The sequence below is a fragment of the Kaistia defluvii genome, assembly GCF_026343955.1.
Classification (GTDB): domain Bacteria; phylum Pseudomonadota; class Alphaproteobacteria; order Rhizobiales; family Kaistiaceae; genus Kaistia; species Kaistia defluvii.
The window spans coordinates 510,504-536,795 of sequence record NZ_JAPKNI010000003.1; the positions used below are offsets into that span (position 1 = coordinate 510,504).

Annotated in this window: 22 protein-coding genes; 4 read left to right on the forward strand and 18 right to left on the reverse strand. The window is 66.0% G+C overall.

Annotation, left to right across the window (positions count from 1 at the left end; genetic code table 11):
• Nucleotides 1-33: 33 nt before the first annotated feature.
• The 3 genes from atpA to OSH10_RS10465 all read right to left on the reverse strand — a co-directional run bounded on the left by atpA (nucleotide 34) and on the right by OSH10_RS10465 (nucleotide 4,493).
• Entirely contained in the window at nucleotides 34-1,563 is a 1,530-nt protein-coding gene (atpA, locus tag OSH10_RS10455; protein WP_266331643.1) for a F0F1 ATP synthase subunit alpha, read from the reverse strand.
• Nucleotides 1,563-2,123 carry a F0F1 ATP synthase subunit delta gene (locus OSH10_RS10460; protein WP_266331783.1) on the reverse strand — a complete coding sequence of 187 codons (561 nt, stop codon included), beginning with the start codon at nucleotides 2,121-2,123 and terminating at the stop codon, nucleotides 1,563-1,565. The genes atpA and OSH10_RS10460 overlap by 1 nt, the downstream gene beginning before the upstream one ends.
• 213 nt (nucleotides 2,124-2,336) lie before the next feature.
• Nucleotides 2,337-4,493: a primosomal protein N' gene (locus tag OSH10_RS10465; protein ID WP_266331644.1), complete on the reverse strand. Its 2,157-nt coding sequence runs from the start codon at nucleotides 4,491-4,493 to the stop codon at nucleotides 2,337-2,339.
• A gap of 102 nt (nucleotides 4,494-4,595) precedes the next feature.
• Here OSH10_RS10465 and OSH10_RS10470 point away from each other — a divergent pair, with 102 nt between their 5' ends.
• Both OSH10_RS10470 and OSH10_RS10475 read left to right on the forward strand, forming a co-directional pair.
• Nucleotides 4,596-4,892, forward strand: coding sequence for an antibiotic biosynthesis monooxygenase family protein (locus OSH10_RS10470; protein WP_266331645.1), 297 nt, complete (start codon nucleotides 4,596-4,598; stop codon nucleotides 4,890-4,892).
• A 195-nt stretch (nucleotides 4,893-5,087) separates the two neighbouring features.
• Nucleotides 5,088-6,047, forward strand: coding sequence for a tyrosine recombinase XerC (locus tag OSH10_RS10475; protein WP_266331646.1), 960 nt, complete (start codon nucleotides 5,088-5,090; stop codon nucleotides 6,045-6,047).
• A gap of 153 nt (nucleotides 6,048-6,200) precedes the next feature.
• Here the strand turns inward: OSH10_RS10475 and OSH10_RS10480 are convergent, their stop codons facing one another.
• Complete coding sequence (locus OSH10_RS10480; protein ID WP_266331648.1) at nucleotides 6,201-6,995, reverse strand: class I SAM-dependent methyltransferase; 795 nt, start codon at nucleotides 6,993-6,995, stop codon at nucleotides 6,201-6,203.
• Nucleotides 6,996-7,112: 117 nt separating this feature from the next.
• On the opposite strand from OSH10_RS10480, the gene OSH10_RS10485 reads away from it, so the two are divergent.
• On the forward strand, nucleotides 7,113-7,934 hold the full coding sequence (locus OSH10_RS10485) for a helix-turn-helix transcriptional regulator (RefSeq protein ID WP_266331649.1): 822 nt from the start codon (nucleotides 7,113-7,115) through the stop codon (nucleotides 7,932-7,934).
• Between the two features lie 77 nt (nucleotides 7,935-8,011).
• Here OSH10_RS10485 and OSH10_RS10490 read toward each other — a convergent pair whose 3' ends face one another.
• Nucleotides 8,012-9,274 (reverse strand): Hsp70 family protein, encoded by a 1,263-nt coding sequence (locus OSH10_RS10490; protein ID WP_266331650.1) that lies wholly within the window; start codon nucleotides 9,272-9,274, stop codon nucleotides 8,012-8,014.
• Nucleotides 9,275-9,475: 201 nt separating this feature from the next.
• Here OSH10_RS10490 and OSH10_RS10495 point away from each other — a divergent pair, with 201 nt between their 5' ends.
• Entirely contained in the window at nucleotides 9,476-10,795 is a 1,320-nt protein-coding gene (locus tag OSH10_RS10495; RefSeq protein ID WP_266331651.1) for an MFS transporter, read from the forward strand.
• 253 nt (nucleotides 10,796-11,048) lie between these two features.
• Here OSH10_RS10495 and lpdA read toward each other — a convergent pair whose 3' ends face one another.
• The 13 genes from lpdA to sdhA all read right to left on the reverse strand — a co-directional run bounded on the left by lpdA (nucleotide 11,049) and on the right by sdhA (nucleotide 26,288).
• A complete protein-coding gene (gene lpdA / locus OSH10_RS10500; protein ID WP_266331652.1) occupies nucleotides 11,049-12,452 on the reverse strand; it encodes a dihydrolipoyl dehydrogenase in 1,404 nt (467 codons plus the stop codon).
• A 251-nt stretch (nucleotides 12,453-12,703) separates the two neighbouring features.
• Complete coding sequence (odhB, locus tag OSH10_RS10505) at nucleotides 12,704-13,936, reverse strand: 2-oxoglutarate dehydrogenase complex dihydrolipoyllysine-residue succinyltransferase (RefSeq protein ID WP_266331653.1); 1,233 nt, start codon at nucleotides 13,934-13,936, stop codon at nucleotides 12,704-12,706.
• Between the two features lie 96 nt (nucleotides 13,937-14,032).
• Nucleotides 14,033-17,011 carry a 2-oxoglutarate dehydrogenase E1 component gene (locus OSH10_RS10510; protein WP_266331784.1) on the reverse strand — a complete coding sequence of 993 codons (2,979 nt, stop codon included), beginning with the start codon at nucleotides 17,009-17,011 and terminating at the stop codon, nucleotides 14,033-14,035.
• Nucleotides 17,012-17,118: 107 nt separating this feature from the next.
• A complete protein-coding gene (gene sucD / locus OSH10_RS10515; protein WP_266331654.1) occupies nucleotides 17,119-18,003 on the reverse strand; it encodes a succinate--CoA ligase subunit alpha in 885 nt (294 codons plus the stop codon).
• Nucleotides 18,003-19,202: an ADP-forming succinate--CoA ligase subunit beta gene (sucC, locus tag OSH10_RS10520; RefSeq protein WP_266331655.1), complete on the reverse strand. Its 1,200-nt coding sequence runs from the start codon at nucleotides 19,200-19,202 to the stop codon at nucleotides 18,003-18,005. The genes sucD and sucC overlap by 1 nt, the downstream gene beginning before the upstream one ends.
• A gap of 51 nt (nucleotides 19,203-19,253) precedes the next feature.
• The gene (mdh, locus tag OSH10_RS10525; protein ID WP_266331656.1) at nucleotides 19,254-20,219 is read right to left on the reverse strand and encodes a malate dehydrogenase; all 966 of its coding nucleotides are present in this window, start codon (nucleotides 20,217-20,219) and stop codon (nucleotides 19,254-19,256) included.
• A 157-nt stretch (nucleotides 20,220-20,376) separates the two neighbouring features.
• Entirely contained in the window at nucleotides 20,377-21,543 is a 1,167-nt protein-coding gene (zapE, locus tag OSH10_RS10530; protein WP_266331657.1) for a cell division protein ZapE, read from the reverse strand.
• A 41-nt stretch (nucleotides 21,544-21,584) separates the two neighbouring features.
• The gene (locus OSH10_RS10535; protein ID WP_266331658.1) at nucleotides 21,585-22,163 is read right to left on the reverse strand and encodes an AprI/Inh family metalloprotease inhibitor; all 579 of its coding nucleotides are present in this window, start codon (nucleotides 22,161-22,163) and stop codon (nucleotides 21,585-21,587) included.
• A 272-nt stretch (nucleotides 22,164-22,435) separates the two neighbouring features.
• The gene (locus OSH10_RS10540; protein WP_266331659.1) at nucleotides 22,436-22,828 is read right to left on the reverse strand and encodes a VOC family protein; all 393 of its coding nucleotides are present in this window, start codon (nucleotides 22,826-22,828) and stop codon (nucleotides 22,436-22,438) included.
• 97 nt (nucleotides 22,829-22,925) lie between these two features.
• On the reverse strand, nucleotides 22,926-23,111 hold the full coding sequence (locus tag OSH10_RS10545; RefSeq protein WP_266331660.1) for a hypothetical protein: 186 nt from the start codon (nucleotides 23,109-23,111) through the stop codon (nucleotides 22,926-22,928).
• 95 nt (nucleotides 23,112-23,206) lie between these two features.
• Nucleotides 23,207-23,986: a succinate dehydrogenase iron-sulfur subunit gene (locus tag OSH10_RS10550; RefSeq protein ID WP_266331661.1), complete on the reverse strand. Its 780-nt coding sequence runs from the start codon at nucleotides 23,984-23,986 to the stop codon at nucleotides 23,207-23,209.
• Nucleotides 23,987-24,014: 28 nt separating this feature from the next.
• Complete coding sequence (locus OSH10_RS10555; RefSeq protein ID WP_266331662.1) at nucleotides 24,015-24,461, reverse strand: DUF3052 domain-containing protein; 447 nt, start codon at nucleotides 24,459-24,461, stop codon at nucleotides 24,015-24,017.
• 6 nt (nucleotides 24,462-24,467) lie between these two features.
• The gene (sdhA, locus tag OSH10_RS10560; protein ID WP_266331663.1) at nucleotides 24,468-26,288 is read right to left on the reverse strand and encodes a succinate dehydrogenase flavoprotein subunit; all 1,821 of its coding nucleotides are present in this window, start codon (nucleotides 26,286-26,288) and stop codon (nucleotides 24,468-24,470) included.
• Nucleotides 26,289-26,292: the final 4 nt, after the last annotated feature.

Sequence of the window (26,292 nt, forward strand, 5' to 3'; positions counted from 1 at the left end):
GGTCGCGCGGGGCGACCCGGTTCAGACCTGGATTCAGGCGAAAGACTTGGCGAAGCTGTCCAGCGCGGCCTTGAGCTGCGCACGGAAGTCGTCATTCAGCTCGCGCTTGTCGCGGATGCCATCGAGAAGCGCCTTGTGCTCGGTGCGAAGCGAGGCCAGCAGGCCTGCCTCGAATGCGCCGACCTGGTTGACTTCGATGCGGTCGAGATAGCCGTTCACGCCGGCATAGATCACCGCAACCTGCTCCTCGACCTTCAGCGGCGAGAACTGCTGCTGCTTCAGGAGCTCGGTCAGGCGGGCGCCGCGATTGAGCAGCTTCTGCGTCGTCGCGTCGAGATCGGAGCCGAACTGCGCGAAGGCAGCCATTTCACGATACTGCGACAGCTCGCCCTTGATCGGGCCGGCAACCTGCTTCATCGCCTTGATCTGGGCGGCGGAGCCGACGCGCGACACCGAAAGGCCGACGTTCACGGCCGGGCGGATGCCCTGGTAGAACAGGTCGGTCTCGAGGAAGATCTGGCCGTCGGTGATCGAGATCACGTTGGTCGGGATGTAGGCCGACACGTCGTTGGCCTGCGTCTCGATGATCGGCAGGGCCGTCAGCGAGCCATTGCCATTGTCGTCGTTCAGCTTGGCCGCGCGCTCGAGCAGGCGGGAATGCAGGTAGAAGACGTCGCCCGGATAAGCTTCGCGGCCCGGCGGACGGCGCAGCAGCAGCGACATCTGGCGGTAGGCCACGGCCTGCTTCGACAGATCGTCATAAACGATCAGGGCGTGCATGCCGTTGTCGCGGAAGAACTCGCCCATGGCGCAGCCGGCCATCGGGGCCAGGTACTGCATCGGAGCCGGGTCCGAAGCGGTTGCCGCGATGATAATCGAATATTCGAGCGCGCCGCGCTCCTCGAGCACCTTCACGAACTGCGCGACGGTCGAACGCTTCTGGCCGATGGCGACATAGACGCAATAGAGCTTCTTGCTCTCGTCGCCGCCGTCATTGATCGACTTCTGGTTCAGGATGGCGTCGAGCGCCACGGCGGTCTTGCCGGTCTGGCGATCGCCGATGATCAGCTCGCGCTGGCCGCGGCCGATCGGGATCATGGCGTCGATCGCCTTGAGGCCGGTCTGCATCGGCTCGTGCACCGACTTGCGCGGGATAATGCCCGGCGCCTTGACGTCAACGCGGCGACGCTCGGTGAACTCGATCGGGCCCTTGCCGTCGATCGGATTGCCGAGCGCGTCGACGACGCGGCCGAGCAGACCCTTGCCGACCGGCACGTCCACGATGGCGTTGGTACGCTTGACCGTGTCGCCTTCGGCGATGTCACGGTCGGAGCCGAAGATCACGATACCGACATTGTCGGTCTCGAGGTTCAGGGCCATGCCACGGGTTCCACCGGGGAACTCGACCATCTCGCCGGCCTGGACATTGTCCAGACCGTAGACGCGGGCAATACCGTCACCGACCGACAGAACCTGTCCGACTTCGGAAACCTGAGCCTCGGAGCCGAAATTCTTGATCTGCTCCTTGAGGATTGCGGAGATTTCAGCGGCGCGGATGTCCATCAGCCGACCTCTTTCATAGCGATCTTGAGTGAATTGAGTTTGGTGCGAAGCGACGTATCGATCATGCGGCTACCGACCTTGACGACCAGGCCGCCGATCAATGCCGGATCGACATTCGAAGAAAGCGTGACGTCCTTGCCGATCTGCGCCTTGAGCGCTTCCTTCAGCGCCGCGGTCTGCGGATCGGAAAGTGGCTCGGCGCTGGTCACCTCGGCGGTGACCTCGCCGCGATGCTTGGCGAGAAGCTGGCGGAAGCCAGCGATCATGCCGGGAACGGCGAACAGGCGGCGATTGCTCGCCGCGACCTTGACGAAGTTACCGACCAGGCCGCCGATTTCGGCCTTCGCCAGAACGGCCGAGACAGCACGAAGCTGGTCGTCCGCGGCGAATACCGGGCTCTGGACGAGGCGGACGAGATCGTCGCTCTCGCTCAGCAGGGCCGTGAAACGGGACAGATCGGCATCGACGGCGTCAAGCGCGCCGCTCTCGAGGGCCAGATCAAACAGTGCCGTCGCGTAACGCCCGGCGACCCCTGATACGAGAGTTTTGTCTTCTGCCACCTGATCCTCGCTCTGTGACGCGCCCCCACTTCCGGGTTGGTCCGGATGCTGCACGCAACGCCTTGAACGTATTGAAGATTTTCTCGACGGATGGAAGCCGTCAAAAACAGCATTCCCCGAAGCCGCGCGTTCGTTAGCACAGCATCCGGCGACTCGCAACAAGGCCGGTCGCCGGAATCGACGAGAAAGGCCGGAGAGCGCCGTCCGCGACGGTCAAAGGAAGCTCTGCGGATCGATATCGACCTGGACCCGGAGGCTGCCGCGCACGGGGGGCGCCTCGGCGAGCCATTGGCGCAGGAAGGCCTGCAGATCGACGGATCGAGGCGCCTGCACGAGAAGGCGGAAGCGGTGGCGCCCCCGCAGAACCGCCAGCGGCGCCTCGGAAGGTCCGAGCACCATGACCGGCCCGCTTTCCGGCGCCGCCCGGCGCAGCGCCATGGCATAGCCGTAGGATGTGGCGCGATCGGCCGCCGAGATGATGATCCCGGCCAGCCGTCCGAAGGGCGGCAGCACGGCGATTCGCCGGGCCTCGATCTCGCGGGCGTAGAACGCCTCGCGGTCGCCCGATGCGATCGCCGCGATGACGGGGTGCTCCGGCGCATAGGTCTGCAGCAGCGCCCGGCTTTCGCCGCCAGCGCGGCCGGCACGTCCGGTCACCTGCGCCAGCAGCTGGAACGTCCGCTCGGCCGCCCGGGGGTCACCATGGGCAAGCCCCAGATCGGCGTCGACGACCCCGACCAGCGCCAGCAGCGGAAAATTGTGGCCCTTGGCGACAAGCTGCGTGCCGATGATGATATCGGCGGCGCCCCGGCGGATGGCGTCGAACTCCTCGCGCATCTTTTTCACTCCGCCGAGCAGGTCGCTCGACAGCACGATTCGCCGCGCATCGGGGAAGCGCGTGGCCACCTCCTCCGCCACCCGCTCGACGCCAGGCCCGCAGGCGACAAGGCTATCCTCGGCGTCGCAGACCGGGCACTGGTCCGGCCGGCGTTCGTGGTGGCCGCAATGGTGGCAGACGAGTTGGCCGCGAAAGCGGTGATCGACCAGCCAGGTCGAGCAGTTCGGGCACTGGAAGCGATGGCCGCAGCTGCGGCAGAGCGTCAGCGGGGCATAGCCGCGCCGGTTGAGGAACAGCAGCGCCTGGCCCTTGTTGGCGATGGTCTCCTCGATCGCCTGGATCAGCGATGGCGCCAGGAAATGCCCCCGCTCCGGCGGGTCGATGCGGAGGTCGACCGGCTTGATTTCCGGCAGTTTCGCGGCCGCATAGCGGGCCGAGAGTACGAGGCGCCGATAGCGGCCCTGATCGGCATTGACCCGGCTTTCGATCGAGGGCGTGGCCGAGGCGAGCACGACCGGGAAGCCGCCGATATGTCCGCGCACCACGGCCATGTCGCGGGCGTTGTAGATCACGCCCTCTTCCTGCTTGTAGGCGGTGTCGTGCTCTTCATCGACCACGACGAGGCCGAGCTTCCGGAATGGCAGGAACAGGGCCGAGCGCGCGCCGACGACGGCCTGCACCGCGCCCGTGGCCACGCCGCGCCAGACGCGCTCGCGCATCCGGGGCGGCATTTCGGAATGCCACTCGGCCGGGCGATGGCCGAATCGCCGCGCGAAGCGGTCCAGAAAATCGACCGTCAGCGCGATTTCCGGCAGCAGCACCAGCGCCTGCTTGCCCAGGCGCAGCGTCTCGGCAAGCGCCTCGAAATAGACCTCCGTCTTGCCCGAGCCGGTGACGCCATCGATCAGCGTGACTGAAAAAGCGCCCTCATCGACGCTGGCGCGCAGCAGCCTTGCCGCATCGTCCTGGCCGGGATCGAAGGTCGGCCGCGCGAAATCGGGTTCCGGCGGCAGGGTGAGAGGCGGCGGCGGCAGCATCACCGCCTCAAGCACGCCCTGCTCCACCAAGCCATGGACGACGCTGGAGGATACCGCGGCAAAGCCGGCGACCGCGGTCTTCGGCATCGGTTCGCCGCCGGCCAGCGCGTCAAGGACGCGCTGCCGCGCCGCCGTCATCCTGTCGGGCTGGCTGCCCGCAAGACGCAAGGCCGGCACCGCGCGCTCAGGCTCCAGCGCATCGGGCGCTCGCAGCACCATCCGCAGCACCATGCCGCGCTGACTCAGCGTGTAATTCGCGACCCAGTCGACGAAGCGGCGCAGCGTCTCGTCGAGCGGTGGCGAATCATAGTGATGCAGGATCGCGCGCAACCGATTGTGGCCGACCGAGGGGTCGACCGGATCGTCCCAGACCGCGCCGATCATCTCGCGCGGGCCGAGCGGCACGCGCACGATATCGCCCGGCGACAGCTCCATACCGGCCGGCACTTTGTAGGTGTAGGGTCCATCCACCGCCAATGGCAGGAGGACGGACACGATGCGGCCCAATTCCAAACCGAAATCCCCGGAGCGACGAAGCAGTCGACGTTGCCGCCTTCATGCCCCAGATAATAGCCTTCCCTCAATCAGGCGAGCACCATGATCCTCGAACATGCCCTTCTGACGGTGAAGCCCGGCCATGCATGCGCCTTCGAGGAGGCGATGGGCAAGGCAGCGCCACTGATTGCCGCAAGCCCCGGCTTCCTGGGCCTGGAGGTGCGGCCGTCGATCGAGGCTCCCGGGACCTACCTCCTGCTGGTCCGCTGGGAAAACCTGACCGATCACGATCCGGGTTTCCGCAATTCCGATCGCTACCAGCACTGGAAGGCGCTGCTGCACGACTTCTACGATCCATTTCCGACCGTGACCCACTTTTCCGAGCCCCTGATTCTGTAGGCGGCGACCGGTTGATGGTGGCAGGGAAGACCCTCACCCAACCCTCTCCCCGCCCGGGAGATCGCTCTTTGGCCAGCGCTCGACGCCCGGCGCCAGCGCCCCCTCGCCCGCTCGCCCGCTCGCCGGAGAGGGCTGGCGAGAGGGGCTCGCGCGCCACTTAACCCGATATAAACCCTGTTCGCCGGTAATGGAGCCATGTCCGCGCCACCCCTCGTCATAGCCGCCCGCGACACGCTCGAGCAGATCGAAGCGTGGGGCGAGCATCTGCGCGGCGAACGGCGGCTTTCGCCCAAAACGCTCGAAGCCTATTCGCGCGATCTCGACCAGTTTCTCTCGTTCCTCACCAGCCATATCGGCAATCCGCCGACGCTTGCCGATTTCGCCGCGATCCGCACGGCCGACCTGCGCGGCTTCATGGCAACGCGGCGCTCCTCCGGGGCCGGAGCGCGAACGCTGGCGCGTGGCCTGGCCGGCATCCGCTCGTTCATCGGCTTCCTGGAGCGCGAGGGCCATGCCAATGGCGCCGCCTTCCGGGCCATGCGCGCGCCGCGCCAGCCCAAGACCCTGCCCCGGCCGCTCGCCGCCGCCTCGGCCCTGCGCGTCGTCGAAATGGACGAACAGCTCGACGAGGAGCCCTGGGTGGCGGCGCGCAACGCCGCCGTGCTGGCGCTCTGCTACGGCTCGGGGCTGCGTATCTCGGAAGCGCTCGGCATTCGTCGCGCCGACGCACCGCTCGATCCCGGCGCGACGCTGCGGGTGACGGGCAAGGGCGGCAAGGTCCGGCTGGTGCCGGTGCTGCCGGTCGTAGCCGAAGCGGTCGCGGAATATCTGCGCCTCGCGCCAACGCAGTCGAAGCCCGAGGGACCGCTGTTTCTCGGCGTCCGGGGCGGGCCGCTCAAGGCGCGCATCATCCAGCTCGCCATGGCGAAGCTTCGCGGCGCGCTCGGCCTCGCCGATAGCGCCACGCCGCATGCGCTGCGGCACTCCTTCGCGACGCATCTGCTCGCCAATGGCGGCGATCTCCGCGCGATCCAGGAATTGCTGGGCCACGCCAGCCTGTCGACGACGCAGGTCTATACCGCGATCGACACGGAGCGCCTCCTCGCCGTGTTCGAGAAGGCGCATCCGCGCGCCGGCAGCAACAGACCGGCCTGAGCTGCGAGACCAAAGCAAGACCCTCACCCCACCCTCTCCCGCGACGGGAGAGGGCTTTCTGGCGGGCGATCTTCATCGACTGTGAGTCTCAACAAGCTCGACCGCCCCCTCGCCCGCCTGCGGGAGAGGGATGGAGTGCGGGTCTTCTGGCGGCTACACCGCGACGAGTTCGAACACCGCCTGGTCGATCGTGAACGAGCCATCGGGCTCGATGGCGAAATGCTGACGCACCGGCTCCGACATCGCCGCCTGCAGGGCGCGAATCGCCGCGACCTGAACCTCCGGCGTCCGCATCCGCCCAACCCAGGCCTCGAAATTGAGCGGCAGGCGGCGGCGCGTCACGCCGACGACGGCAAAGCCCGCCCGCGCCGCGATCTCCGTCCATTCGGCCACGGAATAATTGCGCACATGCGAGGGATCGCGCAGCATCTCGAAGGTCTGCAGGAAGGTATCGCTGACCGGCACTTCCGGCGCGATGACATCGGAAATCACCGCCGTGCCGCCCGCTTTCAGCACGCGCCGCGCCTCGCGGACCCCCTGGCGAACGTTTTGCCAGTGATGCGCCGAATAGCGCGACAGCACGAGGTCGAATTCGCCATCGGAAAAGGGCAGCTTTTCCGCCGCGCCCTGCCGGGTGGTCAGGTTGTCGAAGCCGCGCTTGGCCGCCTCGGCCGCAACGGCCTCCAGCATGCCGGCCGACAGGTCATAGGCCACCACCGAGGCGACGACCGGCGCGACGCCATAGGTCACATGGCCGCCGCCGCAGCCGAGGTCGATGGCGCGGGCGTCGGGCGCGCGGGCCGCGATCTCGACCATCTGCTGGAGGTCGGCGCCGTGGGCGTGGACGATGCTGGAGACATAGGCCGAGGCCTGGGAGCCGAACTGCTGCACGACCAGGCCGTCATGGCTCTGGCGCGGGGCGGCGTCGTCTTGCGTCGAGTGGGTCATGGTTTTCTTTTCCGCGCGGTCGATCCTGTCGGTGGTGATCATCGACCGTCGACGCAGGATGTGCCAGCCGCCGTAAACCCGTACCAGATCCTGTTTTATCCTGGTATAAGCGGTGACATGATCCCGGAAACCGACACAGTCCGCCGTCGCGAGCTCGGCGAATTCATCCGCGCCCAGCGCGAGCGGCTGCAGCCGGCCATGTTCGGCCTCGATCCCGGCACGCGGCGACGCACGCCGGGGCTGCGCCGCGAGGAACTGGCGCAGCTCTCCGGCGTCAGCTCGACATGGCTGAGCTGGATCGAACAGGGCCGGCAGATCTCGGTCTCGGCGACGGCGCTGGGACGTCTTGCGCGGGTGATGCGGCTGACGCCGGCCGAGCGCGCCTATCTGTTCGATCTGGGCGGCCGGCGCGACCCGCAGGCGGGCGAAGACAACAGCGCCGATGCCCTGCCACCCGGCCTCGCCGACACCCTGCTGGCGCTGCCGACGCCGGCCTATGTGCTCGACCGGTCCTGGACGGCGATTGCCTGGAACGCCGCGGCGGCGCATCTCTTTGTCGGCTGGCTCGACGGCAAACCGCCCGCCGACGGTGTTTCATGTGAAATGAACCTGCTGCGCTACCTCTTCACCTCGCCGGCGGCCCGCAGCCTGATCGAGGACTGGGACAGCCGGGCGCGGCGCATCGCGGCGGAATTCCGCGCCGATTACAGCCGGCATCTGGAAGCCCCGGAAATGCGGGCCCTGGTCGAGGAACTGACGCGCAAGAGCCCGTTCTTCGCGGAAGCCTGGGAGGCCCATGCGGTGGTCGACCGCGAAGGCGGCCTGCGCACCTTTACCCATCCGGAGGACGGCTTCCTGCGCTACGAGCAGATCACTTTCCTGCTGGCGCGCCATCCCGACACCAAGCTGGTCATGCTGGCGCCGATAGGGACCAGATAGAAGGCTCGCCTCCCCCTCTCCGCCTTCTGCCCCTCAGCCTTCTCGCCGTCTCTCTGAAACGGCGCGGACACGAAAAATCAGGCGGCGACGACGCCGTAGCGGGTGGCGGCCTCGATGGTGAGGCCGGTGCCGACCGAGCCGAAGGTGTCGCCGTCGACGACGCGCGCCTGCGGCACGGTGCCGAGGATCGCTGCATGCACATGGGCCAGCCGCGTCGAGCCGCCGGTCAGGAACACGGCGTCGATCGCGTCGGCGCCAAGGCCCGCATCGCGCAGGCAATCCTGGATCCGCGCCGCGATCTTGTCGGCGAGGCCGCGCGTCTTGTCGACCAGCACGGCCCGATCGACCGTCATGGCCAGGCCGCGCTCGATCCAGTCGAGCAGCACCTGAACCTGCGGCTCGTCGGAAAGCGCGATCTTGGCCGCCTCGACGTCGATGGCGAGCCGGTGGCCGCCATGTTCCTCGACGACATGGATCAGCCGCTCGATCAATTCGGGATGCTGCGCCTCACGGCGCACCTCGTGCAGTTGCTGCATGACGCCGCGCTCATAGAGGCGGTTGATCGAGGACCAGGTGGCGAGGTCGTGGTAATAGCCCCCGGGAACCGGCAGGCCGGCGCGCTTCATGCCCGTGCCGAAGCCGAGCAGCGGCATCGCCGTACCGATCGAGAGATAGTGGTCGAAATTCGTGCCGCCGATGCGGATGCCGTCATTGGCCAGGATGTCGTCGATCCGGTCGGCTCTGTGCCGGCGCTCCGGGCCAAGGCGGACGATCGAGAAGTCGGAGGTGCCGCCGCCAATATCGGCGATCAGCGCCACTTCCTCGTGGTTGACCTGCCGCTCGTAGTCGAGCGCGGCGGCGATCGGTTCGTACTGGAAAGAGATGTGCTTGAAGCCGACCTCCTTGGCGATCGCCTCCAGCGCCTCCTCGGCCTTGCGGTCGCCATCGGAATCGCTGTCGACGAAATGCACCGGCCGGCCATGCACGACCGCGTCGATCGCCGCGCCGGAGACTCCCTCGGCCCGGCTCTTCACGATGCCGACATATTGCGAGATCACGTCGCGAAACGAGACGCGGCCGCGGCCGATGGCGGTCGATTCATGGATCAGCGAACTGCCGAGCACGGATTTCAGGCTGCGCATCAGCCGGCCATTGGTGCCGTCGACATAGGCGCGGATGGCGGCGCGGCCAACGGCCGGCGGCGCGCCATTCGGCGTGTAGAAGATCGCGCTGGGTATGGTGACGCTCGCGCCTTCGAGCGCGACCAGGGCCGGGCCGTCGGCGGTGGAAACCCCGAGCGTCGTGTTGGACGTGCCAAAGTCGAGGCCGCAGGCTACCATGATCGAGAACTCCGTGAAGGGCCGGTCTGGTTAAGGGGTCGAGGCGACCGGATCAAGGCCCGCGGAGGGAAATATCGCCGCATTGCAGCATAGTTCTTTCAGCATGAAACCAATGTTGATTTGGTCTCATCGAAGGCATGTCGGATGGACGCACGTCTGGGAGGTGCCGATTCGCGGCGCCGGGGATAGGGGAAGAAGACGATGCGAACCGTGACAATCGACGAGGCGTTGAACGCCGCCGGAACCGGGGCGTTCCAGCGCCGCCTGTTCCTGATCTTCGGCCTCGTCTGGACGGCCGATGCCATGCAGGTGCTGTCGATCGGCTTCACCGCGCCCTCGATCGCCAAGTCTTTCGGCCTGACCCTGCCCGTGGCGCTGCAGACCGGCACGATCTTCTTCGTCGGCATGCTGATCGGCGCGGCCCTTTTCGGCCGTCTCGCCGACCGCATCGGCCGCCGCAACCTACTGATCGTCACCGTGCTGCTCGACGCCTTGTTCGGCCTCGCCTCGGCCTTCGCCTCCGATTTCACCATGCTGCTGGTGTTCCGCTTCATCACCGGCCTCGCCGTCGGCGGTACGCTGCCGGTCGATTATGCGATGATGGCCGAATTCCTGCCGGCCAACCGGCGCGGACGCTGGCTCGTCGGCCTCGAGGGCTTCTGGGCCGTCGGCACGGTGATCGTGGCGCTCGCCGCCTGGTATGCGGCGGCCCAGGGCATGGTCGATGGCTGGCGTTTCATCTTCGTCATCACCGCGCTGCCGGCGCTGATCGGCCTCGCATTGCGCTTCTGGGTGCCGGAATCGCCCTTCTACCTGCTGCGGAACGGCAAGCCGTCCGAAGCCAAGGCCGTGCTCGACCAGATCGCCACGACCAACGGCAAGCCCGTGCTGGGCGGCAATCTGGTCGACAAGCCGGAACCGCGCCTGCCGCTCTCCGCGCTGTTCTCGGGAACCTACGCCCGGCGCTCCTACCTGATCCTCGCGGCCTGGCTTCTGGTGTCGATTTCCTATTACGGCATCTTCGTCTGGCTGCCGGGCAAGCTGGTCTCGGCCGGCGAGCATTACGGCTTCCTGCGCGGCTACGGCTTCCTCGTGCTGCTGGCGCTGGCGCAGATCCCCGGCTATGCGCTGGCCGCCTATGGCGTCGAGCGCTGGGGCCGCAAGCCAACCCTGATCGCTTTCCTGCTGCTCTCGGCCGTGGGCTGCTTCCTCTATGCCATCCTCACCGATCCGACGGCGGTCGGCGCCGCGATGATGCTGATGAGCTTCGCGCTGCTCGGCACCTGGGGCGCGCTCTACGCCTTTACGCCGGAGCTCTACCCCACCTCGCTTCGCGCCAGCGGAATGGGCCTGGCGGGCGCCATGGCGCGTCTGGGAGGGCTCCTTGCCCCAACCGTCGTCGGCGCCGTCGTGACCTATTCGTTCAATATCGCGCTTGGCCTGTTCGCCGCGATCCTGTTGCTCGGCGCCCTCGCCACGGCGGCAATCGACGTCGAGACCAAGCAGAAGCCGCTAACGTAGGGCGGCTGGGGGCGCAGGTAGACCCTCCCCCTCCCTCTCCCGCAAGCGGGCGAGGGAGCTCGCCTGTGTTTGTTGAAGCGCCGGGCCATTGAAGAGCGCCGGCCGAAGAGCCCTCGCCCGCTTGCGGGAGATGGCTGGGTGAGGGGCCAGCTTGCTGCCAAAAACGAAAAAGCCGGCGCCCTTCCGAAGAGGGGCGCCGGCTTTTTGTCGTCTGCCAAATCGCCGGACAATGCCCGGCGACAGCCAAAGAATCCTACATGTGGATCGGCTTGAACCAGGCGGCGAGCGCCGCTTCCTTGATCGATTCCGACATCGTCGGATGGGCATGCGTCGAGCGGCCGAGATCCTCGGCCGAGCCGGCGAATTCCATCAGCACCACGGCCTCATGGATCATCTCGCCGGCGCCCTTGCCGACGATATGTGCGCCGAGCAGGCGGTCGGTCGTCGCATCCGCCAGGATCTTGACGAAACCGTCCGTGGCCAGCATTGCCCGAGCGCGGCCATTGGCCGAGAACGGGAACTTGCCGACCTTGTAGGCGATGCCAGCGGCCTTCAGTTCTTCTTCGGTGGCGCCGACGGTCGCGACTTCCGGGCTCGTGTAGACGACGCTCGGGATCGCGCCGTAGTTCACGTGCCCCGCCTGGCCCGCCAGGATCTCGGCGACGGCGACGCCTTCGTCCTCGGCCTTGTGGGCCAGCATCGGGCCGGCGATGACGTCGCCGATCGCGTAGATGCCGGGGACATTGGTCTGGTAATGGCCATCGACCTTGACGCGCTTGCGCTCGTCCAGCTCGACGCCGACGCCTTCGAGGCCCAGGCCTTCCGTGAACGGACGGCGACCGATCGCGACCAGCACGACATCGGCTTCCAGCGTCTCGGCGGCGGCCTCACCGGCCTGGGCCGGCTCGACGGTGACCTTCAGCGTCTTGCCGCTGGTGTCGACGGCAGTAACCTTGGTGCCGAGCTTGAAGGCGAAGCCCTGCTTCTCCAACAGGCGCTGGAACTGCTTGGCCACTTCGCCGTCCATGCCGGGAAGCACGCGGTCGAGATATTCGACGACGGTCACTTCCGCGCCGAGGCGACGCCAGACCGAGCCAAGCTCGAGGCCGATGACGCCGGCGCCGACGACCAGAAGCTTGCCCGGAACCTTGGTGAGCTCCAGCGCGCCGGTCGAGGTGACCACGCGCTGCTCGTCGATCGCGACGCCGGGAAGCGGCGCGGAGTCGGAGCCCGTGGCGATGACGATCGCCTTGGTCTCCAGCGTCTCGGAGGTGCCGTCTTCCTTGGTCACGACGACCTTGCCGGGCGCGGCGATCGAGCCGGTGCCGATATGGCCGTCGATCTTGTTCTTCTTGAACAGGTAGGCGACGCCATCGACGTTCGACTTCACCGTCGCGCTCTTGTGCGCGAGCATGACCGGCAGGTCCAGCTTGGGCTTGGCGACCTTGATGCCGAGCGCGTCGAGATGGCCGACCTCGTCGAACATCTCGGAAGCGTGCAGCAGGGCCTTGGACGGAATGCAGCCGATGTTGAGGCAAGTACCGCCATAGGTCGCGCGCTTCTCGACGACAGCGACCTTCAGGCCGAGCTGTGCTGCCTTGATGGCGCAGACATAGCCACCCGGACCGGAACCGATGACGATGAGATCGTAGGACATGGGGTCTCCCGGACGATTTTGGCGTTAGCCAGCGGCGCTTTCAGCGCAAAAACAAATGGCCGGACGCAGGACGGGGTGCGCGAGGCGCCTATCCGCTGCTCCGGCCGGCTTGATGGAAAGGCGCGCCCGTAATGGGCGCGCGGTCTTCATGGGTCTTCGCCCCCGCCACCAGAAGGCAGCCCGAAACGCGGGAGCGCGCCGGGACTGCCTGAGGTTGGGGGACGAAAGCCATATCGGTTCCGTCCGCTCGATCAGAGATCGAGGACCATGCGCTGCGGATCCTCGAGGTTCTCCTTGACGCGCACCAGGAACGTCACGGCTTCCTTGCCGTCGACGATGCGGTGATCGTAGGAGAGCGCCAGATACATCATCGGGCGGATCTCGATCTTGCCGCCGACGACCATCGGCCGCTCCTGGATCTTGTGCATGCCGAGAATGCCCGACTGCGGCGCGTTCAGGATCGGCGTCGACATCAGCGAACCGTAGATGCCGCCATTGGTGATCGTGAAGGTGCCGCCCTGCATCTCGTCGATCTTGAGCTGGCCGTCGCGAGCACGCTTGCCGAGGCCGGCGATCGTCTTCTCGATGCCGGCGAGCGACAGCTGGTCGGCGTCACGCAGCACAGGAACGACGAGGCCCTTATCGGTGCCCACCGCGATGCCGATATTGTAGTAGTTCTTGTAGATCAGGTCGGTGCCGTCGATCTCCGCGTTGACCGCCGGGATTTCCTTCAGCGCCTGGATCACGGCCTTGGTGAAGAAGCTCATGAAGCCGAGCTTCACGCCATGCTTCTTCTCGAACAGATCCTTGTACTGGCCGCGAAGCGCCATCACCGCGCCCATGTCGACCTCGTTGAAGGTCGTCAGCATGGCAGCGGTGTTCTGCGCATCCTTGAGGCGGCGCGCGATGGTCTGGCGCAGCTTGGTCATGCGGACGCGCTCTTCGCGCGCGGCGTCATCGGCCGGAACCGGCGCGCGAACGGCGACCGGGGCAGCCGGTGCCGGGGCGGTGGCACCGCCGGCGATGGCACCGAGCAGGTCGCCCTTGGTGACGCGGCCATCCTTGCCGGAGCCGGCCACGGCCGAGGGATCGACGCCGCTCTCGGCGGCAAGCTTGGCCACGGCCGGGCCATTCGAGCCGGCAGCGACGGTCTTGGCCGGGGCCGCAGCCGGGGCGGAAGCGGCGGGGGCAGCCGGAGCGGCCTTCGGCGCTTCCGTCTTGGCAGGCGCGGGGGCCGCGCCGGCACCGGCGGCGGCAATCGTGCCGAGCAGCGCGCCGACGCCGACCGTGTCGCCATCCTTGGCAGCCACGGCCTCGATCACGCCGGCGACGGGCGAGGGAACCTCGATGGTGACCTTGTCGGTCTCGAGTTCGACCACCGGCTCGTCGACCGCAACGGCCTCGCCGACTTTCTTGAACCACCGCCCAATCGTCGCCTCAGTCACGGACTCGCCGAGGGTCGGGACGCGGATTTCGGTTGCCATGGCTTGGGTCTCTTACCGTTCGAACTTGGTGGACGTTCAGGATGATACGAAGTTTTCGGCGGCGCAGCGAGGCGCCGCCGTCTTGTCAGGGTCTTGTCAGGCGAGAGCGTCTTCGAGGAAGGCGTTCAGCTGGGCCAGGTGCTTCGACATCAGGCCCGTCGCCGTCGCCGCCGAAGCCGCACGGCCGACATAACGAGCGCGACTCGACTTGCCGCCGACCTGGCCGAGCACCCATTCCAGATAAGGCTCGACATGCGCCCACGAGCCCTGGTTCTTCGGCTCTTCCTGGCACCAGACGATCTCGGCGTTCTTGAAGCGGGCGAGTTCCTGGACCAGAGCCTTGAGCGGGAACGGATAGAGCTGCTCGACGCGCAGAAGATAGACGTCGTTGATGCCGCGCTTCTCGCGCTCCTCATACAGGTCGTAATAGACCTTGCCCGCGGTCAGGACCACGCGACGGATGCGCTCGTCCGGAACCAGCTGGATCGGCTCGTCCTTGAGGAATTCCGCATCGTCCCACAGCAGGCGGTGGAAAGAGGAGTCCGGACCCAGCTGGTCGAGCGTCGACACGGCGCGCTTGTGGCGCAGCAGCGACTTCGGCGTCATCAGGATCAACGGCTTGCGGATGTCGCGCTTCAGCTGCCGGCGCAGAATATGGTAATAGTTCGCCGGCGTCGTGACGTTGGCGACCTGCATGTTGTCTTCCGCGCACATCTGCAGGAAGCGCTCGAGACGGGCGGAGGAATGCTCCGGACCCTGGCCCTCATAGCCATGCGGCAGCAGGCAGACGAGGCCCGACATACGCAGCCACTTGCGCTCACCCGACGAGATGAACTGATCGAACACCACCTGGGCGCCGTTGGCGAAGTCGCCGAACTGGGCTTCCCACAGCGTCAGCGCATTCGGCTCCGACAGCGAATAACCGTATTCGAAACCCAGCACCGCTTCTTCCGAGAGCATCGAGTTGATGACCTCGTAGCGCGCCTGGCCCTCGCGGAGATTGTTGAGCGGGATGAAACGCTCCTCGGTCTCCTGGTCGTAGAGCACGGAATGGCGCTGCGAGAAGGTGCCGCGCTCGACGTCCTGGCCGGACAGGCGGATCGGATTACCGTCATTGGCGAGCGTCGCGAAGGCGAGCGCCTCGGCGGTGGCCCAGTCGATGCCGACGCCGGTCTCGATCGCCTTCTTGCGGTTGTCGAGGAAGCGCTGGACGGTGCGGTGGACATGGAAGTCCGCCGGAACGTCGGTCAGCTTGGCGCCCAGCGCCTTCAGCGTGTCGATCTCGACGCCGGTCTTGCCGCGGCGCGGCTCGTCGTCGGCAGCGGCGGCCTTGAGGCCCGCCCAAGCGCCGTCGAGCCAGTCGGCCTTGTTCGGCTTGTAGGACTGGCCCGCCTCGAACTCGACCTCGAGCCGCGAACGCCAGGCAGCCTTGGCGGCCTCGACTTCCTCGGAGGTGACCAGGCCCTCGGCGATCAGCTTCGACGAATAGATCTCGACGATCGCCGGATGGCTGCGGATGTTCTTGTACATCAGCGGCTGGGTGAAGCCCGGCTCGTCGCCTTCGTTATGACCGAAGCGGCGATAGCAGAACATGTCGATGACGACGGGCTTGTGGAACTTCTGCCGGAACTCGATCGCGATCTTGGCGGCGAAGACGACCGCTTCCGGATCATCACCGTTCACGTGGAAGATCGGCGCCTCGATCATCTTGGCGACGTCGGAGGGATAGGGCGACGAACGCGAGAAACGCGGATTCGTCGTGAAGCCGATCTGGTTGTTGACAATGAAGTGGATCGACCCGCCGGTGCGGTGTCCCTTCAGGCCCGACAGGCCGAAGCACTCGGCCACGACGCCCTGGCCGGCAAAGGCCGCATCGCCATGGAGCAGCAGCGGCAGCGTGCCGGTGCGGACGTAATCCTTGTGCAGGTCCTGCTTGGCGCGCGCCTTGCCCAGCACGACGGGATCGACGATCTCGAGGTGCGAGGGGTTGGCGGTCAGCGACAGGTGGACCTTGTTGCCGTCGAACTCGCGGTCCGAGGAAGCACCCAGATGGTACTTCACGTCGCCCGAGCCCTCGACGTCGTCGGGCGCGTAGGAGCCGCCCTTGAACTCATGGAACAGCGCGCGGTGCGGCTTGGCCATCACCTGCGTCAGCACGTTCAAGCGGCCGCGATGGGCCATGCCGACGACGATCTCGTGCACGCCGAGCGTGCCGCCGCGCTTGATGATCTGCTCGAGCGCCGGGATCAGGCCCTCGGCGCCGTCGAGACCGAAGCGCTTGGTGCCGGTGAACTTGACGTCGAGGAACTTCTCGAAGCCCTCGGCCTCGATCAGTTTGTTCAGGATCGCCTTCTTGCCTTCCGGCGTGAAGGTGATTGCCTTGTCCGGCCCCTCGATGCGCTCCTGGATCCAGGCCTTCTCGACCGGGTCGGAGATGTGCATGAACTCGACGCCGAGCGTCGAGCAATAGGTACGCTTCAGGATCTCCAGCATCTCGGGGATGGTGGCGAATTCGAGCCCGAGAACGTTGTCGATGAAGATCTTGCGGCTGTAGTCAGCCTCGGTGAAGCCATAGGTGGAGGGGTGAAGCTCCTCATGGTCGCCGGCAATGGCGATATGCAGCGGATCGAGGTCCGCATGCAGATGGCCGCGCATGCGATAGGCGCGGATCATCATGATCGCACGCACGCTGTCGCGCGCCGCCTGCTGGATCGCCGCCTCGGTGAGGGCCGGCGCCGCCGCCTGGCCGTTCGGCGCCGGCGCCGTCTGGGCCGCCTTCGCCTTCAGCTTGTCGGCGACGTTCTTTTCGATCTGGCCCCAGTTGCCATCCATGGCCGAGACGAGCTCGCCATTGGCATGAAGCGGCCAGTCGGCGCGCTTCCAGGGCGCGCCGCGCGCCTCGGCCACGACAGCCTTCGGATCATCCCTCAACGCCGAGAAGAACGACTGCCACTCCGGGTCGACCGAAGCGGGATCGTTCTGATAGCGCGCATAAAGATCCTCGATATAGGTGGCGTTGCCACCATAGAGGAAGGAAGAGGTCGCAAAGGCCGCGTTGGCTTGCTCGCGTGACATGTGCTGGCTGAGGAGCGCCACGCCCCTCTCTCCTTGATCGCGCGGCCACGCGCCGCGCTCTTGTTGAAAAACCGACATTCCGGCACTCGGAATGTCGGTCTTGTCGCTTAGCCCTTCAAGACCTCAACCAAGGTCTTTCCAAGGCGCGCCGGCGACGGCGACACCCGGATACCCGCAGCTTCCATCGCCGCGATCTTGTCTTCCGCGCCGCCCTTGCCGCCGGAGATGATCGCACCGGCATGGCCCATGCGACGTCCCGGAGGCGCCGTGCGGCCGGCGATGAAGCCGACCATCGGCTTCTTGCGGCCGCGCTTGGCCTCGTCGGCCAGGAACTGCGCTGCATCTTCCTCGGCAGAGCCGCCGATCTCGCCGATCATGACGATCGACGTGGTCTCATCATCGGCCAAGAACATTTCCAAAATGTCGATGAACTCGGTGCCCTTGACCGGATCGCCGCCAATGCCCACGGCCGTGGTCTGGCCGAGGCCTTCCTGGGTCGTCTGGAACACGGCTTCATAGGTCAGCGTGCCGGAGCGCGAGACGATGCCGACCGAGCCCTTCTTGAAGATGTTGGCCGGCATGATGCCGATCTTCGAGGCGTCGGCGGTGACGATGCCGGGGCAGTTCGGGCCGATCAGGCGCGACTTGGAGCCGGACAGCGAGCGCTTGACGCGCACCATGTCGAGCACCGGGATGCCTTCGGTGATGCAGACGATCAGCGGGATCTCGGCGTCGATCGCCTCGCAGATCGCGTCGGCGGCGCCCGGCGGCGGCACGTAGATGACCGATGCGTCGGCGCCGGTCGCGTGCTTGGCTTCGGCGACGGTGTCGAACACCGGCAGGCCGAGATGGGTCTGACCACCCTTGCCGGGCGACGTTCCGCCAACGACCTGCGTGCCATAGGCGAGCGCCTGCTCGGAATGGAAGGTGCCGTTCTTGCCGGTGAAGCCCTGGGTGATGAGCTTGGTATTCTTGTCGATCAGGATGGACATCAGACGGCTTCCTTCACGGCCTTGACGATCTTCTGCGCGGCATCGTCGAGGTCATCGGCCGGGATCACGTTCAGGCCGCTGTCGCGGATGATCTGCTTGCCGAGTTCGACATTGGTGCCTTCGAGGCGCACGACCAGCGGAACCTGGAGGCCGACCGTCTTCACCGCGGCGATGACGCCGCGCGCGATGACGTCGCACTTCATGATGCCGCCGAAGATGTTGACGAGAATGCCCTTCACCTTCGGATCGGAGGTGATGATCTTGAAGGCTGCCGTCACCTTCTCTTCCGAAGCGCCGCCGCCGACATCCAGGAAGTTCGCCGGGCTTTCGCCGTAAAGCTGGATGATGTCGAGCGTCGCCATGGCGAGGCCGGCGCCATTGACCATGCAGCCGATCGAGCCGTCGAGCGCGATATAGGCGAGGTCATACTTGGAGGCCTCGATCTCCTTGGCGTCTTCCTCGGTCTCGTCGCGCAGCGCCAGCATGGCCGGCTGCCGGTAGAGCGAGTTGGAGTCGAACGACACCTTGGCGTCGAGGACCTTGAGGTTGCCGTCGGTGGTGACGATCAGAGGATTGACCTCGAGCATCTCCATGTCCTTGGCGACGAAGGCCGTGTAGAGCTTGGTCACGACATCGTTCGCCTGCTTGGCGAGCGGACCGCTGAGGCCGAGCGCCTTGGCGACGGTCAGGCCGTGATGCGGCATGATGCCGGTCGCGGGATCGACGGAGAAGGACTGGATCTTCTCGGGCGTCGAATGGGCGACTTCCTCGATGTCCATGCCGCCTTCGGTCGAGACGACGAAGGAGATGCGCGAGGTCTCGCGGTCGACGAGGATCGAGAGGTAGAATTCCTTCTCGATGTCCGAGCCGTCCTCGATGTAGAGGCGGTTGACCTGCTTGCCGTCCGGGCCGGTCTGGATGGTGACCAGCGTGTTGCCGAGCATCTGCTCGGCGAACGCCTTCACTTCCTCGATCGACTTGGCGAGGCGGACACCGCCCTTTTCGCCGGCCGCGGCTTCCTTGAACTTGCCCTTGCCGCGACCGCCGGCATGGATCTGCGACTTGACGACCCAAAGCGGACCGCCGAGTTCCTTGGCTGCCGCCTCGGCCTCGGCCGGGGTGAAGATGGCAATGCCGCGCGAAACCGGGGCGCCGAATTCCTTCAGCACCGCCTTCGCCTGATACTCATGAATATTCATCGATGACGTTCCGCCTTTGGGGATCGTTGTCTTGGTGCGGGTCTCGGGCGATCAGGCGCCGAGAGCCGGGGCAATCTTGACGCAAGCTTCGACGAGGCCCTCGACCGAGGCGACCGACTTGTCGAGCATCGCCTGCTCGGCCTTGTTCAGTTCGATCTCGATGATGCGCTCGACGCCGTTGGCGCCGATGACGATCGGGACGCCGATATAGCGGCCCTTGATGCCATACTGGCCATCCAGCAGCGCCGCTGCCGGCAGCACGCGCTTCTTGTCCTTGAGGTAGCTCTCGGCCATGACGATCGCCGAGGCGGCCGGGGCATAGAAGGCCGAGCCGGTCTTCAGCAGGTTCACGACTTCGGCGCCGCCGTCACGGGTGCGCTGGACGATCTCTTCCAGGCGCGCCTTCTCGATCCAGCCAAGCTTGACCAGGTCGGTGAGCGGGATGCCGGCAACCGTCGAATAGCGGGTCAGCGGCACCATGGTGTCGCCGTGGCCGCCGAGAACGAAGGCCGTCACGTCTTCGACGGAGACCTTGAATTCCTCGGCGAGGAAATAGCGGAAGCGGGCCGAGTCGAGCACGCCGGCCATGCCGACGACCTTGTTCGCCGGCAGGCCGGAGAACTTCTGCAGCGCCCACACCATCGCGTCGAGCGGGTTGGTGATGCAGATGACGAAGGCGTTCGGCGCATACTTCTTCAGTCCGGCGCCGACCTGCTCCATGACCTGGAGGTTGATGCCGAGGAGATCGTCGCGGCTCATGCCCGGCTTGCGCGGGACGCCGGCGGTGACGATGACGACGTCGGCATCCTGGATGGCGGCGTAGGAGGATGCGCCCGACAGGCTGGCATCAAAACCCTCGACCGGAGCGGCCTCGGCGATATCGAGCGCCTTGCCCTGGGGAACGCCGTCGGCGATGTCGAAGAGGACGATATCGCCCAGTTCCTTGATGCCGGCGAGAAGGGCGAGCGTGCCGCCGATCTGACCGGAACCGATCAAAGCAATCTTGGCTCGAGCCATGTACAGGTCTCCCGATGGAGGTTTACCTAAGCGTCATGTGGCAGATGTGCGTCTGCCGGAACGCGCGTGGTCTAACGCCATTGCGTGACGGGTGCAAGTCGGTCGAGCGCCTTACGTGGCGGCAATCCGCCAAATATCGCAGCAGTTTACGTTAACGTCATGTCTCGACGATGAAGCCGCGGTGCACTTGTTGCAGATATTCCTCGGACCGCATTTCCGTCAGGCGCGACGCCGTGCGGGCAAATTCGAACGCCTCGGTCCCGGTTTCGGCGGTGTAGAGATGGTCCGGCTCCGCCGCCGCCGAAACGATGATGCGGACATGTCCATCATACAGCGCATCGATCAGGGTGATGAAGCGCTTGGCTTCGTTGCGCCGCGCGTCGTCCATGACGGGAATGTGATCGATCAGCACGGTATGAAATGCATGCGCGACAGCAAGGAAGTCGCTGGCACCGAGCGGCTTGCCGCAAAGATCGGAGAAATCGAATCGCGCGACACTATCCACCGCCTGCGGAACCACTACGTCTCTGCCCAGCACCGCGAGGGTGGAAGGCTCGCCGTGTGACGTTTTCGTCAACTGGAGCCAGGCGGCATCGAGCGCCGCGTCGGCGTCCGGTCCGAGCGGCGTCAGATAGACCGGCGCCTTGCCGACCTTTTCCTGGCGGTAGTCGGTTCGGGACGCGAGCCGCACCACCTCGACCCGCTCCTTCAGCAGGGCAATGAAAGGCAGGAAGTGATTCCGGTTGAGGCCGCCACGATAGAGATCGTCGGGATCGACATTGGAGGTCGCCACCAGCACGACGCCGCGCGAGAACAGCTGCGTGAACAGCCGCCCCAGGATCATCGCGTCGGCGATGTCGGTGACGGTAAACTCGTCGAAACAGAGGAGCTGCGTCTCGGCCGCGATCTCTTCGGCCACAGGCAGGATAGGATCCTCGCCGGAAACCGTGCCGGCCTTGATCGCCTCGCGCATGCGGAAGACGCGGGCGTGCACGTCGGCCATGAAGTCGTTGAAATGCGCCCGGCGCTTGCGCTGCGGTGCCGCGCGCTCGAAGAACAGATCCATCAGCATGGTCTTGCCGCGACCGACATCACCATGGATGTACAGGCCGCGCACGAGCGGAGTCGCGGCCTCGCGCTTGCCAAACAGCCAGCCCAGCGCGCTCGACTTGCGGGCGAGACGACGTTCCGCAAGCCGCGCGTTGAGGGCATCGAACTTGGCAACGAGAGCGCGCTGCGCCGGATCTTCCTCGAGTTCGCCCTTGGCGACGAGCTCGCGATAGGCGTCTGCGACGCGCGAAACGACCGGCAGGCCCTGGCTCACCCGAATTCCCCTACACGGCCCTCATGGGAGGGCCGGCCTGTTCAGCGATAGAACGAAACCGCCGCGCCGCTCGTGGTCTGGCCATTGAACTGGGTCTTGCCGGTCGAATTCAGGCTGGCGACCGAAACGCCATTGGCGCCGGCCAGCACCACCTGCGAGCCGGACAGACTCCAGGCGGAGATCGACTTCAAGGTCGGCGACTGGCAGCCGCGCGTCGAAGCGCGGTACCCGCCGGTCCAGCTCGTCAGCGTCATGAACAGCTGGCAGCTTTCGCCGCCCGACTGCAGCGTCCAGCCGCCCAGCAGGTCCGTGCGGCCGATCTCGCCACCGGAGGCGGTCGAAACCGGCGGCGGCGCCGTTGCTGCGGATCCCAAGGGGGTTGCACCGGGAAGCGTGCCCTGATCCATCGGCGCGGGGGTCTGGGCATTCGGATCCATCGGCGGCGGCGGCAGCGTATTGCGCGTCACGGGCGCCGAGGCGACCGGCGGCAGCGTATCGCTTTCGACCGGCTTGGCCGAACGCTCCATCGGGCCGAGGCCAATGGCCCCGAACGAGCCGCAACCGCTCAAGGCGGCCGCCATCATGGCGACCAGGCCGATCGGCGCGAGACGTCGGGACATGAGCTTCTCCATCATCGAAATCCTCGGTGCCGCAATAGTGTACGGGCACAATCGAGCCGCTTTGAGGCAGGCGGAAAAACGCGGAGCCACTCGTCAAGCGGATCGACGGCCGCGCTGGAAGCACGCACCAGTCGATCGGGACGAGAGGAATGATGGGAGATCACTCGAAATTCCGCAGCCTATCGTGCTTGGCGCAATACGGCATTCCGCCGGCGACGACAAGCCTCGTTCAGACACGGTTAACCAAGAAAGCGAACCGTGTGGCACGTCTGCTATTCCGGTCGATGACAGACGGCCTCGATGTTGTGGCCGTCGGGATCGAGCACGAAGGCGGCGTAATAGTTGGGATGGTAGTGCTCCCGGATACCGGGCGGGCCATTGTCGGTTCCGCCCGCACCCATCGCGGCGTTATAGAACGCATCGACGGCAGCGCGGCTTCCCGCGACGAGAGCAATATGGACATGGGGCTGGGTACGCGCGCCTCCGCTCAGCCAGATCTCCGGCTTGCCTGCGGCGCCATAGCCCACGACGTCGCCAGATCCGGTCAACTCCCCAGGCACGCGCATCTGCTCGCTAGCACCGAGCGGCGCCAGGGCCGCCACGTAGAAATCGATCGAACGGCCGAGGTCGCTGACCGTGATGCCGATATGATCCAGAACGCTCATGCTTTCCCCGTATCCCTGCCAGATCGATGCCTGGCAGGGGAACCGAACGGCGGCGCGGCGTCAAGCCCACCGCCCTGCCCGGATGACAGGAAATTGCCTAGGGCGTCATCGGCTCGATTTCGAGCGAAAGACCGAGTTCGGCCGCCTTCTGCCGGATTTCCGCTTCGGGACGGTGCATCGCCGTGGCGATGATATCGGCGGGGACATGCTCCACCGCCAGTTCGCGCAGACGATCGATCGCCTCGATCGTCCAGGTAGGTTCGAGATCCTGCTTGATGGTCATGATCGCCTCCTTCCGAAAAACCGATCGGTTCAGGAAAACGCAAACGGCGCGGAAAGGTTCCGCGCCGTTCGCTAAAAAAATCTGCTCGATGGCGATCAGACGCGGCGCTCGACCATCATCTTCTTGATTTCCGCGATGGCCTTGGCCGGGTTCAGACCCTTCGGGCAGGTCTGGGCGCAGTTCATGATGGTGTGGCAGCGATACAGCCGGAAGGGATCTTCCAGATTGTCCAGGCGCTCGCCGGTCGCCTCGTCGCGGCTGTCGATCAGCCAGCGATAGGCCTGCAGCAGCACGGCGGGGCCGAGATAGCGGTCGCCATTCCACCAGTAGCTCGGGCACGAGGTCGAGCAGCAGGCGCAGAGGATGCACTCATAGAGCCCATCGAGTTTCTCGCGATCGGCATGGCTCTGCAGCCATTCCTTCTGCGGCTCGGGCGTCGCCGTCTTCAGCCAGGGCTCGATGGAGCGATGCTGGGCGTAGAAGTTGGTCAGATCCGGAACCAGGTCCTTGACCACTTCCATATGCGGCAGCGGGTAGATCGCGACCGGCCCCTTCACGTCGTCGATGCCCTTGGTGCAGGCGAGCGTGTTCGAGCCGTCAATGTTCATCGCGCAGGAACCGCAGATGCCTTCGCGGCAGGAGCGGCGGAAGGAGAGCGTCGGATCGATCTCGTTCTTGATCTTGATCAGCGCGTCCAGGACCATCGGACCGCAATCATCGAGATCGATGAAATAGGTGTCGACATGCGGGTTCTTGTCGTCGTCCGGGCTCCAGCGATAGACGCGGAACTCCCGGACATTGTTGGCCCCAGCCGGCCGGTCCCAGACCTTGCCTTCGGTAAGCTTCGAGTTCTTCGGGAGGGTCAGCTGGACCATAGTGAGCGTCCTCGGGCGTAATATTCGTTCAGCGACGGTCCTTGCGGACCATGAGTTTCAAACCGGACCAGGTCGCGTCGATCGCCGCGACCTTGATGTCGACGAGATCGAGCCGGAGCGCCGCATCGCGCACCACATCCTCGGTCACGTCGGTGGCAACCTTCGAGGCCTTCTTCGGCCACGACACCCAGATCATGCCATCGCGCCGGATGGCATCCTGCAACCGCGACAGGTCGCGCTCGACCTCGGCGCGGCTCGTCGCGAACGCATGCACGGCGTCCAGCGATCGATCCGGCCCCAGTGGGGCGGCCCACCCGTCGGTCCGCACGACCTGGCCGAACCCGGCGCTGTCGGCCAGGGCTTCCAGCTCCGGCGGCAGGGAAACGAAGGCCACCGCCATGCCCTCCCTGAATCCGAGCTTCTCGGCGAGCGAACGCCCGGAGGAGCCGGCAGGAAGCAGAGCGGCGGCCATCATCCGCCCTCAGTAAACGCGAGCCTTGGGCTCGATATAGGCGATGTCGTTCGACATCGTGTAGGTGTGCACCGGCCGGTCGTCGAGCCGGATCGTCTTCTGCTCGGCGTCGATGAAGGCGAGCGAATGCTTCATCCAGTTGACGTCGTCGCGGTTCGAATAGTCCTCGCGGGCATGGGCGCCGCGCGATTCCTTGCGGTTCTGCGCGGAGTCCATGGTGACAACGGCCTGGACGATGAGGTTCTCGAATTCGAGCGTCTCGACCAGGTCGGAGTTCCAGATCAGCGAACGGTCGGTGACCTTGATGTTGTCCGAGCCCTTCCAGACCTGGTGGATCAGTTCATGGCCCTCGTCGAGCACCTCGCCGGTGCGGAATACGGCGCAGTTCGACTGCATGACCTTCTGCATGTTGAGCCGCATCTCGGCCGTCGAGGTCGAGCCATTGGCATACCGCAGCCGGTCGAGGCGGGCGATCGAATCCTCGCCGGCATTCTTGGCGAGTTCCTTCTGCGGCTGGCTCGGCTGCACCGTCTCGATGCAGCGCAGGGCCGCCGCGCGGCCGAACACGACCAGGTCGGTCAGCGAGTTCGAGCCCAGACGGTTGGCGCCATGCACGGAGACGCAGGCGGCCTCGCCCACGGCCATCAGGCCGGGAACGATGGTGTCCGGGTCGCCGCCGACCTTGTTCAGCACTTCGCCATGATAGTTCGTCGGGATGCCGCCCATGTTGTAGTGGACCGTCGGCAGGACCGGGATCGGCTCCTTGGTCAGGTCGACGCCGGCGAAGATCTTGGCGCTCTCGGAAATGCCCGGCAGCCGCTCATGCAGCAGCGCGGGATCGAGATGGTCGAGGTGAAGGTGGATATGGTCCTTCGCCTTGCCGACGCCGCGGCCCTCGCGGATTTCCATGGTCATGGCGCGCGAAACGACGTCGCGCGAGGCCAGGTCCTTGGCCGAGGGGGCATAGCGCTCCATGAAGCGCTCGCCCTCGGAATTGGTGAGATAGCCGCCCTCGCCCCGCGCGCCCTCGGTGATCAGGCAGCCCGCGCCATAGATGCCGGTCGGATGGAACTGCACGAATTCCATGTCCTGCAGCGGCAGGCCGGCGCGCAGCACCATGCCGCCGCCGTCGCCGGTGCAGGTATGGGCCGAGGTGGCGGAGAAATAGGCGCGGCCATAGCCGCCGGTGGCGAGGATCGTCTTGCTCGACCGGAAGCGATGCAGCGTCCCGTCCTCGAGGCAGAGCGCCACGACGCCACGGCATTCGCCCTCTTCCATGATCAGGTCGATGGCGAAATATTCGATGAAGAACTCGGCCGAATGGCGCAGCGACTGGCCATAAAGCGTGTGCAGGATGGCATGGCCGGTGCGATCGGCGGCGGCACAGGTGCGCTGCGCGATGCCCTTGCCGAAATTCGTCGTCATGCCGCCGAACGGACGCTGGTAGATCTTGCCTTCTTCGGTGCGCGAGAACGGCACGCCGAAATGCTCGAGCTCATAGACGGCGGCCGGCGCGTTGCGCACGAGATATTCGATCGCGTCCTGGTCGCCCAGCCAGTCCGACCCCTTGACGGTGTCGTACATGTGGAAGCGCCAGTCGTCCTCGCCCATGTTGCCGAGCGCCGCCGAAATGCCGCCCTGGGCGGCAACCGTGTGGGAACGGGTTGGAAACACCTTGGTAATGCAGGCGGTCTTCAGGCCGGCCTCGCTGGCGCCCAGCGTGGCGCGCAGACCCGCGCCGCCGGCGCCGACGACGACGACGTCGAAGGTGTGGTCGATGAAGGGGTAGGCGCGGCCGTTGATGGACGCGCTGGCGTTGGCTTCAGCCATGGCT

Coding starts and splice junctions, on each gene's coding strand:
- atpA (WP_266331643.1), bottom strand. CDS start 1,563: ATGGACATCCGCGCCGCTGAAATCTCCGCAATCCTCAAGGAGCAGATC.
- OSH10_RS10470 (WP_266331645.1), top strand. CDS start 4,596: ATGATCCTCGAACATGCCCTTCTGACGGTGAAGCCCGGCCATGCATGC.
- OSH10_RS10475 (WP_266331646.1), top strand. CDS start 5,088: ATGTCCGCGCCACCCCTCGTCATAGCCGCCCGCGACACGCTCGAGCAG.
- OSH10_RS10480 (WP_266331648.1), bottom strand. CDS start 6,995: ATGACCCACTCGACGCAAGACGACGCCGCCCCGCGCCAGAGCCATGAC.
- OSH10_RS10485 (WP_266331649.1), top strand. CDS start 7,113: ATGATCCCGGAAACCGACACAGTCCGCCGTCGCGAGCTCGGCGAATTC.
- OSH10_RS10490 (WP_266331650.1), bottom strand. CDS start 9,274: ATGGTAGCCTGCGGCCTCGACTTTGGCACGTCCAACACGACGCTCGGG.
- OSH10_RS10495 (WP_266331651.1), top strand. CDS start 9,476: ATGCGAACCGTGACAATCGACGAGGCGTTGAACGCCGCCGGAACCGGG.
- lpdA (WP_266331652.1), bottom strand. CDS start 12,452: ATGTCCTACGATCTCATCGTCATCGGTTCCGGTCCGGGTGGCTATGTC.
- odhB (WP_266331653.1), bottom strand. CDS start 13,936: ATGGCAACCGAAATCCGCGTCCCGACCCTCGGCGAGTCCGTGACTGAG.
- OSH10_RS10510 (WP_266331784.1), bottom strand. CDS start 17,011: ATGTCACGCGAGCAAGCCAACGCGGCCTTTGCGACCTCTTCCTTCCTC.
- sucD (WP_266331654.1), bottom strand. CDS start 18,003: ATGTCCATCCTGATCGACAAGAATACCAAGCTCATCACCCAGGGCTTC.
- sucC (WP_266331655.1), bottom strand. CDS start 19,202: ATGAATATTCATGAGTATCAGGCGAAGGCGGTGCTGAAGGAATTCGGC.
- mdh (WP_266331656.1), bottom strand. CDS start 20,219: ATGGCTCGAGCCAAGATTGCTTTGATCGGTTCCGGTCAGATCGGCGGC.
- OSH10_RS10535 (WP_266331658.1), bottom strand. CDS start 22,163: ATGTCCCGACGTCTCGCGCCGATCGGCCTGGTCGCCATGATGGCGGCC.
- OSH10_RS10540 (WP_266331659.1), bottom strand. CDS start 22,828: ATGAGCGTTCTGGATCATATCGGCATCACGGTCAGCGACCTCGGCCGT.
- OSH10_RS10545 (WP_266331660.1), bottom strand. CDS start 23,111: ATGACCATCAAGCAGGATCTCGAACCTACCTGGACGATCGAGGCGATC.
- OSH10_RS10550 (WP_266331661.1), bottom strand. CDS start 23,986: ATGGTCCAGCTGACCCTCCCGAAGAACTCGAAGCTTACCGAAGGCAAG.
- OSH10_RS10555 (WP_266331662.1), bottom strand. CDS start 24,461: ATGATGGCCGCCGCTCTGCTTCCTGCCGGCTCCTCCGGGCGTTCGCTC.
- sdhA (WP_266331663.1), bottom strand. CDS start 26,288: ATGGCTGAAGCCAACGCCAGCGCGTCCATCAACGGCCGCGCCTACCCC.